The 11,555-nt window shown below is 74.0% G+C and carries 11 protein-coding genes and 1 riboswitch; of the genes, 4 read left to right on the forward strand and 7 right to left on the reverse strand.

From position 1 onward, the window contains the following. Positions 1–139: 139 nt before the first annotated feature. From thiE to HCN51_RS51740, 3 genes are read right to left on the reverse strand one after another with little or no spacing between them, the layout of a single operon-like run. A complete protein-coding gene (gene thiE, locus HCN51_RS51730) occupies positions 140–778 on the reverse strand; it encodes a thiamine phosphate synthase (protein ID WP_080041119.1) in 639 nt (212 codons plus the stop codon). Further along, positions 756–1,130, reverse strand: coding sequence for an Rv2175c family DNA-binding protein (locus HCN51_RS51735; protein ID WP_080041120.1), 375 nt, complete (start codon positions 1,128–1,130; stop codon positions 756–758). Before HCN51_RS51735 ends, thiE begins: the two co-directional genes overlap by 23 nt. A gap of 30 nt (positions 1,131–1,160) precedes the next feature. Continuing rightward, positions 1,161–2,330, reverse strand: coding sequence for an NAD(P)/FAD-dependent oxidoreductase (locus HCN51_RS51740; protein WP_168020540.1), 1,170 nt, complete (start codon positions 2,328–2,330; stop codon positions 1,161–1,163). Between the two features lie 52 nt (positions 2,331–2,382). Next, positions 2,383–2,500: riboswitch (TPP riboswitch) on the forward strand. Between HCN51_RS51740 and HCN51_RS51745 the strand changes: the two genes are divergently transcribed. From HCN51_RS51745 to pknB, 4 genes are all read left to right on the forward strand, one after another. Further along, positions 2,490–3,695 (forward strand): FAD-dependent oxidoreductase, encoded by a 1,206-nt coding sequence (locus HCN51_RS51745; RefSeq protein ID WP_346434114.1) that lies wholly within the window; start codon positions 2,490–2,492, stop codon positions 3,693–3,695. Its footprint overlaps the riboswitch before it by 11 nt. Further along, positions 3,692–3,892: a sulfur carrier protein ThiS gene (gene thiS / locus HCN51_RS51750; RefSeq protein ID WP_185106778.1), complete on the forward strand. Its 201-nt coding sequence runs from the start codon at positions 3,692–3,694 to the stop codon at positions 3,890–3,892. The genes HCN51_RS51745 and thiS overlap by 4 nt, the downstream gene beginning before the upstream one ends. Then, positions 3,885–4,640: a thiazole synthase gene (locus HCN51_RS51755; protein ID WP_168020544.1), complete on the forward strand. Its 756-nt coding sequence runs from the start codon at positions 3,885–3,887 to the stop codon at positions 4,638–4,640. Before thiS ends, HCN51_RS51755 begins: the two co-directional genes overlap by 8 nt. 126 nt (positions 4,641–4,766) lie before the next feature. Next, on the forward strand, positions 4,767–6,755 hold the full coding sequence (gene pknB / locus HCN51_RS51760) for a Stk1 family PASTA domain-containing Ser/Thr kinase (protein ID WP_168020546.1): 1,989 nt from the start codon (positions 4,767–4,769) through the stop codon (positions 6,753–6,755). Positions 6,756–6,764: 9 nt separating this feature from the next. On the opposite strand, the gene alc is transcribed toward pknB, so the two are convergent. From alc to HCN51_RS51780, 4 genes are all read right to left on the reverse strand, one after another. Then, a complete protein-coding gene (gene alc, locus HCN51_RS51765) occupies positions 6,765–7,709 on the reverse strand; it encodes an allantoicase (RefSeq protein ID WP_168020548.1) in 945 nt (314 codons plus the stop codon). After that, positions 7,706–9,019, reverse strand: a complete 1,314-nt coding sequence (allB, locus tag HCN51_RS51770) for an allantoinase AllB (protein ID WP_168020550.1) — start codon at positions 9,017–9,019, stop codon at positions 7,706–7,708. Before allB ends, alc begins: the two co-directional genes overlap by 4 nt. Next, positions 9,016–10,173, reverse strand: a complete 1,158-nt coding sequence (locus HCN51_RS51775; protein WP_346434115.1) for a glycerate kinase — start codon at positions 10,171–10,173, stop codon at positions 9,016–9,018. The genes allB and HCN51_RS51775 overlap by 4 nt, the downstream gene beginning before the upstream one ends. Positions 10,174–10,438: 265 nt before the next feature. Next, the gene (locus tag HCN51_RS51780; RefSeq protein WP_168020555.1) at positions 10,439–11,506 is read right to left on the reverse strand and encodes a polyprenyl synthetase family protein; all 1,068 of its coding nucleotides are present in this window, start codon (positions 11,504–11,506) and stop codon (positions 10,439–10,441) included. Positions 11,507–11,555 lie beyond the last annotated feature (49 nt).

The raw sequence follows: 11,555 nt of genomic DNA on the forward strand, positions 1-11,555 counted from the left end.
GCTCCGTGGCGGCGCACGCGGCAGGGTGGGCGGGGGGGGGGGGGGCGGGGGGGGGGGCGGGGGGGGGGGGGACCCCGGTTTCGGGGGGGGGCGGGGGGTGGGGGGGGCGGCCCGCCGGTGCAGGCGGGCGCCCGAGTGGTCAGGCCGTGGCCAGGCGCTTGGCGAACTCCGCGGCCGCCGCCCCGGGGTCGTCGGCCTCGGTGATCGCGCGTACGACCACCACGCGCCGCACCCCCAGCGACAGGACCTCGTCGAGGTTGGCGAGGTCGATGCCGCCGATGCCGAACCACGGCCGCGGGGTGTCCAGCGACGCCGCGTGCCGGAGCAGCGGCGGGCCGGGGGCCGGGCGGCCGGGCTTGGTCGGGGTGGGCCAGATGGGGCCGCAGCAGAAGTAGTCGACGCCCTCCTCCACGGCCGCGGCGGATGCCTCGGCGGTGGAGTGGGTGGACCGTCCGATGACGATGTCGTCGCCGAGTATCTCTCGCGCGACCGTCACGGGAAGGTCGTCCTGCCCCAGGTGGAGCACGTCGGGCCGGGCGGCGTAGGCGATGTCCGCCCGGTCGTTGACGGCCAGCAGCTTGCCGTGCCGGTCGCAGGCGTCGCGGAAGACTTCGAGGAGCGCGAGTTCTTCGCGGGCCTCCAGGCCCTTCTCCCGCAGCTGGATGATGTCCACGCCGCCGGCCAGCACCGAGTCGAGGAACTCTGCCAGATCGCCGCGGTCGCGGCGGCCGTCTGTGCAGAGATAGAGGCGGGCCTCAGAAAGCGAGGGCTTGGGCACGCCGCTTGACCTCAGTGTGACGGCCGGCCTTGATCGCCTCGATGGGCGACCCCGGCAGGGACTCGTCTGGGGTGAAGAGCCAGCGCAGCGCCTCGACATCGTCGTAGCCGGCGTCCTGCAACACGGTGAGCGTGCCTGGCAGGCCCTTCATCACGTCCTTTCCGTCGAGGAACACCGCGGGCACCTGCGGCCCGCCGCTGCCCCGGCGCACGCCGAGGAGCTTGTGGTCCCGGAGGAGTTGCTTGGCCCGCCCGATCGGGAGATCGAGGCGCGAGGCCACTTCGGGGAGGGTGAGCCACTCGTCTACGAGCTGGTCGGTCTCCCGGTCGATCTGTGCAACAGAAAGCGTCACGAAACCACAACTACCACATGGCGTGCTTGCTCAAACAACACAATCCCGTAGGGGTACTTGTGGATCTACCAGGCGTTCCGCGTCGAGACGGGACCCGGCGTCGATGATACGGCGTCCTTGGACGAGATCGCGCGGCCGGTCCACGGCGAGGACGGCGGCGAGGGTGTCGTCGGCGGTGAGCCAGACGGCCGACCATTTGTCCTCGGGTTCGCCGCGATAGATGAGCCGGTCGCCCGCGGGGTGGTGGCCGGCGTACTGGAGCATGTGCCCGAACTGCTCGGACCAGAAGTACGGCACCGGGTCGTACACCGCCTCCTCGCCCAGCAGCGTCGCGGCGGCGACCTCGGGGGCGTTGAGGGCGGTGTCCCAGTGCTCGACCCGCAGGCGGGTGCGCCAGCGGCGCGACCACCAGGCGGCGCAGTCGCCGACGGCGACGACGCCGGGCAGCGAGGCGCGCAGGTGCTCGTCGGTGACGACGCCGTTGTGCAGGTCGATGTCGGCGTCGGCGAGCCATTCGACGGCGGGGCGGACGCCGATGCCGGTGACGACGACGTGCGCGTCGACGAACTCGCCGCCGACCAGCCGCACGCCGCCCTCGTCGACGGAGTCGACCATGACGCCGAGCCGCAGGTCGAGGCCGTCGTACCAGGGCAGGGTGCGCCCGCCGATCTCGGTGCCGACGGCGGTCGACAGCGGCGTGGAGGCGCTCTCGATGACCGTGACCTCGCAGCCGGCGCGGCGGGCGGCGGTGGCGACCTCGGCGCCGATCCAGCCGGCGCCGATGATCGCGACGCGGGCGCCGGGGACGAGCACGGCGCGCAGCTCGTGGGCGTCGTCGATGGTGCGCAGGACGTGCTGCGGGCCGTCGCCGGGCAGCCGGATCGGGTCGGCGCCGGTGGAGATCACGAGGCCGTCGTAGGGGACCTCGCCCTCGGTGGTCTCCACGACGCCGGGACGCAGCGACTTGGCGGCGACGCCCGCCCAGAACTCGACGCCGAGAGCGTCGAGGTCGGTGTCGACGTAGCTGGTGTCGGCCTCGCCCTTCAGCACCGCCTTGGACAGCGGCGGACGGTCATAGGGCCGATGGCGCTCCTCGCCGATCAGCGTGATCCGGCCGGTGAAGCCGCGCCCGCGCAGGGCCTCCACCGTACGCACTCCGGCCAGGCCGGCTCCCACCACCACGACATGGTTCACGCTCATGACCATAACGGGGGGCGTGCCCGGGCGTCGCACCGAGGCCGTAGGCTGTTCGGGTAAGACGCGCGGGAGTCCGGCCGTTCACCGGGCTGAGAGGAAGGCTTTCACGGGCCTTCGACCGCAAGACACCTGATCCGGATCATGCCGGCGAAGGGAGCGCAGGTGGATGTGATCGTGGGTGGCGGGGTCGTCGGGCTCTCGGTGGCCTGGCGGATGGCGCGCGAGGGGCGGCCCGTCACCGTGGTGGATCCGGCTCCCGGCAAGGGGGCCTCGTACGCGGCGGCGGGGATGCTCGCGCCGGTCAGCGAGGTGACCTACACCGAGGGGCCGTTGCTGCGGCTGGGGGTGGCCTCGCTGCGGCGCTGGCCCGCCTTCGCCGCCGAGCTGGCCGCCGACGCGGGCTTCACGGCAGAGGGCGGCGTGGCGCGGGCCGAGGCGCGGGCGCTGGATCTGCGGGCCGACGGGACCCTGGACGTCGCGTTCGGGGCCGATGACATGGCCGCGCTGGGCGAGCTGGCCGCGTACATGGAGAAGCTGGGGCTGCCGGTCGAGCGGCTCACCGGCCGTGAGTGCCGCCGCCTGGAGCCCATGCTGGCCCCGTCCGTGCGCGGCGGCCTGCTCGCGCCGGGCGACGCGTGGGTGGACCCGCGCCGCGTGACGGCGGCCCTGCTGGCCGCGCTGGAGCGGCTGGGCGTCCCCGTGGTGCGGGCGCGCGCGACCGGGCTCCTGTACGAGGGCGGAAGGGTCGCGGGGGTACGCCTCGCCCCGCCGTCCTCCGATCAGGAGCCCGAGCACGAGCCCGAGCACGAGCACGAGCCCGAGCACGGCCCGGGAGAGGTGCCCGGCGAGGCGCGGGGTGAGGTGCGGGGTGAGCGGGTCGTGGTGGCGGCCGGGGCGTGGAGCTCGGAGCTGGCCGAGGTGCCGGTGCGGCCGGTCAAGGGGCAGATCATGCGGTTGCGCTCGCCGCGGCCGCTGCTCAGCCGGTGTGTACGCGGCACCGTGCACGGCTCGCCCGTCTACCTGGTCCCCCGGGGCGACGGCGAGCTCGTGGTCGGGGCCACGCAGGAGGAGATGGGCTTCGACACGAAGGTGACGGCGGGCGGGCTCTACGAGCTGCTGCGGGACGCCAGGGAGCTGGTGCCGGGCGTCACCGAGCTGGAGGTCGCCGACGTGGTGGCGGGGCTGCGTCCGGGCACTCCGGACAACCTTCCGCTGATCGGCCCGAGCGGGACGCCGGGGCTGGCGTACGCGACGGGGCATCACCGGGGCGGCGTCCTGCTGGCCCCGCTCACGACCGCGATCCTGCTGGGTGAGGAGAGCGAGCTGGCGGCGCTGTGCGCGCCAGGGAGATTTCGGGAAATTTCATGATTGTTGTGATCAACGGCTCTACCCACGAGGTGGCCGACGGCATGACCGTGGCCCAGGCCGTACACACGCTGACCTCGGCCACCACCGGAGTGGCCGTGGCCGTGAACGACGAGGTGGTCACGCGCGGCGCCTGGGAGACGACGGCGCTGCGCGACCGTGACCGCGTGGAGGTGCTGACGGCGGTGCAAGGTGGATGATCTGATCATCGCCGGGGAGAAGTTCTCCTCCCGGCTCATCATGGGCACCGGCGGCGCGCCCTCGCTGGAGGTGCTCGACCAGGCGCTGGTCGCGTCGGGCACCGAGCTGACCACGGTGGCGATGCGCCGGCTCGACCCCGGCACCCGCGGCTCCGTCCTCGACGTGCTGCGCCAGCGCGACATCAAGGTGCTGCCGAACACGGCGGGCTGCTTCACCGCGGGCGAGGCCGTGCTGACGGCCCGGCTGGCCAGGGAGGCGCTGGGCACCGACTGGGTCAAGCTGGAGGTCATCGCCGACGAGCGGACGCTGCTGCCCGACCCGATCGAGACGTTCGACGCGGCCGAGCGGCTGGTGGCCGAGGGGTTCGTGGTGCTGCCGTACATCGGCGACGACCCGGCGCTGGCGCGGCGGCTGGAGCAGGCCGGCTGCGCCGCCGTGATGCCCCTGGGGGCGCCGATCGGCTCGGGGCTCGGCATCCGCAACCCGCACAACATCGAGCTCATCGTGGAGGCCGCCTCGGTGCCGGTCATCCTCGACGCGGGCATCGGCACGGCCAGCGACGCCGCGCTGGCGATGGAGCTGGGCTGCGACGCCGTCCTGCTGGCCACGGCGGTCACCCGGGCACAGCGGCCCGACCTCATGGCGGCGGCCATGAAGGCGGCCGTGACGGCCGGGCGGCTGGCCCGGCAGGCGGGCCGCATCCCGCGCCGCCGCTACGCCGAGGCGTCGTCCCCGATGGCCCCTTGACAGCGGCGCGCCTTCAGGGCCGATGCCGCTGCGCGACCGGGCGGGGACGTTCCGTGGAGAACGTCTCCGCATCGGTTTCGGGCGCCAGGGCCATGCCGGTGGCAAAACGCCCGTAAACTCGGCGGGGTGGATACGACGACTGCGGACCCCCTGGTCGGGCGGCTCCTCGATGGGCGCTACCGCATCGAGAGCCGGATCGCCCGGGGCGGTATGGCGACCGTCTACCTGGCGCTCGACATCCGGCTCGACCGGACGGTGGCGCTGAAGGTCATGCACCGCTCGCTCGCCGAGGACCCTGCGTTCGTCAGAAGGTTCATCGGCGAGGCCAAGTCGGTTGCCAGCCTCTCGCACCCCAACGTGGTGCACGTCTTCGACCAGGGCACCGACAACGACGTCGTCTACCTGTCGATGGAGTACGTCCCGGGCCGGACCCTGCGCGACATCCTGCGGGAGCGCGGCAGGCTGCCCGCCCGCGAGGCGCTCGAGATCATGATCCCGGTGCTCGCCGCGCTCGGCGCCGCCCACCAGGCCGGGATGGTCCACCGCGACGTCAAGCCCGAGAACGTCCTGATGACCGACGACGGCCGGGTCAAGGTCGTCGACTTCGGCCTGGCCAAGGCGATCGAGGCGACGAACCAGACCCGTACCGGCGTGATGATCGGCACGGTCGGCTACATGGCGCCGGAGCAGGTCATCACCGGCGCCGCCGACGTGCGCAGCGACGTCTACGCCGCGGGCATCATGCTGTTCGAGCTGGTGACGGGGCAGCAGCCGTACGACGGGGAGACCCCGATGTCGGTGGCCTACCGGCACGTCCACGACACGGTGCCGGCGCCGTCGTCGGTGGCGCCGGAGGTGCCGCCGCTGGTCGACACGCTGGTGGCGAGCGCGACCGCGCGCGAGCCCGAGCACCGGCCCGCCGACGCGACGGCGATGCTGGTGGCCGCGGTCGACGCGCACCGCATGCTGCCGCGCACGACGATCCCGCCGGGCACCGGCCCGGTGATGTCGCACTCGCAGCCGCTCGCCGCGCCCCACGCGACGATGGCGCTGCCGCAGGGCGCCTACCCCGGCCCCGGCCCCGGACCTGGCATGGCCGCGCCGCCGCACGGCGCGCACTCCGGCGCGGCGTCGATGCCGCAGCCAGCGCCCGCGCACACGCTGGTCCAGCCGCGGGCGGAGGCTCCGGAGCGGCGGCGCGGGTTCCGCCCCAACTGGTTCCTGGTGGCGCTGGCCGTCGCGATGGTGGCGGCGGTCGGGGTGACGGGGTGGTACTTCGCCCAGCCCGAGTACGTCAAGGTGCCCGACCTGATCGGCCAGAACCTCGCCGTGGCGGAGAAGAACCTCGCGGGCGCCGGGCTGCTGGTGCGCAAGGCCGACGGCCAGTACGACGAGAAGGTGGCCGAGGGCCTGGTCCTCAGCACCGACCCGGCCGCGAACGTCGAGCTGGAGAAGGGCTCCACGATCACCGTGGTGCTCTCGCTCGGCCCCAAGCGCATCGTGGTGCCCAACGTCGAGGGCAAGACCGCCAACGAGGCCCGCGCCGAGATCGCCAAGGCCGGGCTGAACGTCGGCGGCGTCAAGCGGCTGGCCAACCCCGACGTCGAGCGCGACAAGGTGATCCGCACCTCGCCGCAGGCGGGCGAGAAGCTCAAGGAGGGCACCAAGGTCGTCATCTACGTCAGCGCCGGGCTCACCATGCCCGACGTGGGCGGGATGCCGAAGGACCAGGCGGCCGAGTTCCTGACCCGCCAGGGCTTCCAGGTGCAGGTCAACGAGGTCGACGACGACGCCGAGCCGTGCACGGTCATCGCGCAGGCGCCCAAGGCCAAGGCCGAGGTCGACAAGGGCGCGCAGGTCATGGTGACGGTGTCGCGCTGCCAGAGCGACATCTGGGACTTCTTCCGCAGGCACGGCGAGGCGCGCGACGACGAGCAGTTCGCCCTGGTGCCCGGGGTGATCGGCAAGAACGTCAACGACGCGAAGGCCGAGCTGGAGGCCCTGGGGTTCCAGGTGCGGGTGCAGCGGCTGGGCGGCGGCGGCGTGGTGCAGTACCAGCGGCCGCTGCCCAACAGCGAGCGGCCCGCGGGCAGCCTCGTCTACCTCTGGCAGTAGGAGGAGTGTTCAGGCCAGGTGTCCGTGGAGGCGGACCCTGGCCAGGCCGCCGTCCGGGTGGATGTCCACGCGGACGTGCGTGACCGGCTCCTCGCGCCCGAGCCGGAAGCGGTGCGGCGTGTCGGGCTGCAGGCGGGTCCTCGGCAGGAGCTCGATCTCGCGGTCCCCGTCGAGGCCCGTCAGCGTCACCGCGGCGGGCGCGTTGAACAGCAGGTTCGTGGTGTCGATCTCGGCGAGCCTGACGACGCCGCGCCCGGCGAGCCGGATGACGAGCCAGTCGTTGCCGCCGTCGCGCCGCCGCGCGGTCTCCCAGCCCTCCGCCTGGTGCCGGGCCAGGCCGGGCGCGAGCACGTTGCTGGGCGCGGAGTAGAACTCGTCGGAGCAGGCGGTGACGAGCCCGCCGTTGGCGAGCGCGGCCAGGTCGAGCCCGAGGCCGTCGTAAATGCTGAGGTCGGGGCGGGCCTCGCCGTGCACGCGGAGCCGGGCGACGCCTCCGTCGGGGTGGATGTTCAGCCGTACGTGGGTGTAGCGGCCCTCGTCGTGGACGTCGAAGGGATGCTCGGCGTCGCCGGTGAGCTTCGACAGCGGCACGACCTCCGTCCAGGGCGCCGCCAGCACCTCCGCCGGCGACGGGTGCCCCTCGACGCAGGCGGCCTCCACGGAGGCGTGGGTGGGGTAGTTGCCCTTGAACCAGGCCGTGTCGATCACGACCCCGCGGATCACGCCGGGGATGCCGAGCCGCACCAGCGCCCAGTCGTGCCCCGGCGCGCGCCGGCGCCGGGTCTCCCAGCCGTCGTAGACCTGCCCCTTGCTGCCGAACGTCCCGGGCCGGAAGCCGGGCCTGCCGGGCCTGATGAGGCTCTCCTTCTCGGCGAACGACTCGTCGCTGGCGGCCAGGACCGAGCCGCCGAGCGTGCGCAGGGCCAGGTCGGGCAGCCGGGTGAAAGGACTCATGCGCGGGCCTCCAGCATCGGTCGTCCGTGCGGCCGCCCGTCCACCGGACGGCCGCGCAGCCAGGTGGTCAGGACGGCCCCCTTGAGCGTGCGGCCGTGGTACGGGGTGACGGGGTGCCTGTGGTGGAGGCGGGCGGCGTCCACGAGGGTGTCGGCGGCGGGGTCGAACGCCACGAGGTCGGCGTCGTTCCCGGCCATGATGCCGCCCTTGCCGGGGAGGCCCGCCAGGGCGGCGGGGGCGGCCGACATCCAGCGGGCCACGTCCGCCAGCCCGTGCCCGCGGCGGGCGGCCTCCGTCCAGACCGCCGTCAGCCCGAGCTGGAGCGAGGAGATGCCGCCCCAGGCGGCGGCGAAGTCGGGCACCTTGAGGTCGGCCGTGGAGGGCGAGTGGTCGGAGACGACGCAGCTCAGCACGCCGCGCCGCAGCCCGTCCCACAGCAGGTCGCGGTTGGACTCCGAGCGGATCGGCGGGCAGCACTTGTACGCGGTGCCGCCCTCGGGCACCTGCTCGGCCGCCAGCGTCAGGTAGTGGGGGCACGTCTCGGCGGAGACCGGCACGCCGCGCGCCTGCGCCGCCTCCAGCACGTCGAGGCATTCGGCGCTGGAGACGTGCAGGACGTGCACCCGGCAGCCGGTCTCCTCCGCCAGCCGCACGAGCCGGGCGACGGCGCTGCGCTCGGAGGCGCCGGGCCGCGACGCCAGGAACGCGGCGTAGCCGGGTCCTTCCGGCTCGGCCAGCAGCTCCGGGTCCTCCGCGTGCACGATCACCAGCCCGCCGAACCCGGCGACCTCCTCCAGGGCGAGCCGCAGCTCACCGTCGGCCAGCGGCGGGAACTCCTCCACGCCCGACGGCGACATGAAGCACTTGAACCCGCGCACCCCGCGCCCGTGCAGCGGCGCCAGGTCCTTGACGTTGCCGGGGACGGCCCCGCCCCAGAACGCGACGTCCACGTGACACTGCCCCTCCGCGGCCCGCAGCTTGGCGTCGAGCGCGTCGCAGGAGACGGTGGGCGGCAGGGAGTTGAGCGGCATGTCCACGATCGTGGTGACGCCGCCGGCCGCCGCCGCCCTGGTGGCGGAGTCGAAGCCCTCCCAGTGCGTACGGCCGGGCTCGTTGACGTGGACGTGCGTGTCGACCAGGCCCGGCAGGAGCGCCAGGTCGCGCAGGTCCACCTCCTCGGCCGCGGGCAGGGGGGCGGCGTAGTCGTACAGGGCGGCGATCCTCTCGCCGCGCACGGCGACGGCGGCGGCGCGCTCGCCCTCGGGCGTGACGGTCCTGCGCGACCTGACGACGAGATCGAACGGGGTCATCCATCGCCCCCCAGCCGGCGGTCGGCGGCGATCCGGGCGGCGAGGCGCTCGAGCAGCGGCCCGGCCTCCGCCATGCAGCGGGCCGGGTCGGGCTCCAGGTCGGTCAGGGCATAGGCGGCCTCGATGCCGGCGGCCTTCAGCTCGGCGTCGGCGAGCGTGCGCCGCCCGCAGACGGCCACCACGGGCACGCCGGCCCTGGCCGCGGCCTGGGCGACGCCGACGGGGGCCTTGCCGCGCAGCGACTGCTCATCCAGCGACCCCTCGCCGGTGATCACCAGGCGCGCCCCCTTGACCAGCTCGCCGAACCCGAGCAGGTCGAGCAGGTAGTCGATGCCGGGCCTGATCTCGGCGTGCAGGAACGCCAGCGCCGCGAACCCGACCCCGCCGGCCGCGCCCGCGCCCGGCGCCCCCGCGACGCCCATGGCGCGCACGACGTCGTCGTGCTCGACCGCGCCCATCAGCCCGTGCGTGGCGGTGGCGACGGCGGCCAGCCGGGCCAGCGCCGCCTCCAGCGTCCTGACGTCGTCGGGGGTCGCGCCCTTCTGCGGGCCGTAGACGGCGGCGGCGCCGTGCGGGCCGAGCAGCGGGTTGTCCACGTCGCTGGCGACCACGAACTCGACGCCGGAGACCTCGATGAAGCCCGACATGTCGATGCGGGCCAGCTCCTTGAGCGCCGCGCCACCCCTCGGCAGGTCGCGGCCCTCGGCGTCCAGCAGGCGGGCGCCGAGCGCCTGGGCCATGCCGGCGCCGCCGTCGGTGCAGGCGCTGCCGCCCAGCCCGAGCACCACCCGCTTGGCGCCGCGGCGCACGGCGTCGGCGATCAGCTCGCCGGTGCCGTAACTGGTCGCGGTCAGCGGCTCGCGCCCGCCGGGCAGCCGCCGCAGGCCGGACGCCTCCGCCAGCTCGACCACGGCCGTGCCGGCGGGCTGCCAGGCGTACGAGGCGGCGACCCGCTCGCCGGTCGGCCCGGTGACGTCGATCGTGACCCGCTCGAAGCCGCAGGCCACGGCGGCGTCCACGGTGCCGTCGCCGCCGTCGGCGACCGGGAGCTCCACCGTGGGCACGCCCAGCCCGGCCGACACCCGGGAGCAGACCTCGGCAGCCGTCAGCGACCCCTTGAACTTGTCGGGGGCGACCAGAACATGCTGAACCACTACGAACTCCCACCTGATGATGAACAATGTCCAGACACGCCTTCCTGCCCGGTGCGAGCGGGCAGGAAGGCGTGACTCATCATCCTGACATTGGGCTGCCATAGGGAACCATGCCGGTACCCGCCCCTCCATTGCGAGCAGGCAACAGGCCGGTTAACGATCCCCGCGCCCGCATCCCGGCCGTCGCCTGCGTCGACCCGGGCCGTGCCGCGGCATGACGCATGACTTCCCGCCCGGCGCCTGCCCGGCACCGCCTCAGGGCAGGTCAGGTTTTGCGGGAGGTGGCGGCGATGGCGAGCTCGGTGAGCGCCTTGCGGGCCTCAGGGGTGACCGGGGACGACTCCAGGGCCGACAGGGCCTGGCTCAGGTAGTCGCCGATCAGGTCCTCGCACTCCTGCAAGGCCCCCGTGTCCTCGATGATCCGCCGGAGCGTGGCGACGCCGGCCTCGTCCAGGCCCGGATCCCCCAGGAGGAGGCGGACCGTGTCGGCGTCGGCGGGGGAGGCGGCGGCGAGGGTGCGGGCGACGAGCATGGTGCGCTTGCCTTCCCGCAGGTCGTCGCCGGCGGGTTTGCCGGTCTGGGCGGGGTCGCCGAAGACGCCGAGGATGTCGTCGCGGAGCTGGAAGGCGATCCCCACGCGCCGCCCGTAGCCGGTGCACAGCTCGTCCATCCAGGGCGTGAGCTCGCGGGCGGCGAGGGCGAGGCCGAGCCTGAGCGGCTGCTCCACCGAGTACTTGCCGCTCTTGAACAGCGCCACCCGCAGCGCGGACTCGAAGGTGTTCTCGCCGTGGGCCTGCTCCAGCAGGTCGAGGTACTGGCCGCACATGAGCTCGCTGCGCATGTGGTCGTGGACGGGCTGGGCGGCGTCGAGGGCTTCGCGGGGCAGGCCGCTGGTGCGCCACATCTCGCCGGACCAGATGAGGAGCAGGTTGCCGAGCAGGATGGCCGCGCCTTCGCCGAACTGCTCGGCCGAGCCGTGCCAGCCGGACTTCTCGTGCATGGCCTGGAAGCGGCGGTGCGCGGACGGCATGCCCCGGCGCAGGTCGCTCTTGTCCATCACGTCGTCGTGCACGAGCGCGCTGGCCTGGAGCAGCTCCAGGGAGGCGGCGGCGGTGAAGACGCCGGGCTCGTCGGTGCCGCCGGCGCCGCGCCAGCCCCAGTAGCAGAACGCCGGGCGCAGCCGCTTGCCGCCGGACAGCAGCTCGTCGGCGGCCGTGCGCAGCGGCGCGAACTCGGGGTCGCCGCCCGAGGGCAGTTTCCGCTCGACGAACTCCGCGAGGGCGCGCTCCACCTGCGCGCGCAGGGTCTCCATGCCGGCGGCGTGAGTGGTCATGCCCCTGAGACTAGTGGCCGCGGGGACAGGTCAGGATCTCCAGGTGGCT

Source organism: Nonomuraea composti (assembly GCF_012034275.1).
GTDB classification, from domain to species: Bacteria; Actinomycetota; Actinomycetes; order Streptosporangiales; family Streptosporangiaceae; genus Nonomuraea; species Nonomuraea composti.

Coding starts and splice junctions, on each gene's coding strand:
- HCN51_RS51740 (WP_168020540.1), bottom strand. CDS start 2,330: ATGAGCGTGAACCATGTCGTGGTGGTGGGAGCCGGCCTGGCCGGAGTG.
- thiS (WP_185106778.1), top strand. CDS start 3,692: ATGATTGTTGTGATCAACGGCTCTACCCACGAGGTGGCCGACGGCATG.
- alc (WP_168020548.1), bottom strand. CDS start 7,709: ATGAGTCCTTTCACCCGGCTGCCCGACCTGGCCCTGCGCACGCTCGGC.
- allB (WP_168020550.1), bottom strand. CDS start 9,019: ATGACCCCGTTCGATCTCGTCGTCAGGTCGCGCAGGACCGTCACGCCC.
- HCN51_RS51780 (WP_168020555.1), bottom strand. CDS start 11,506: ATGACCACTCACGCCGCCGGCATGGAGACCCTGCGCGCGCAGGTGGAG.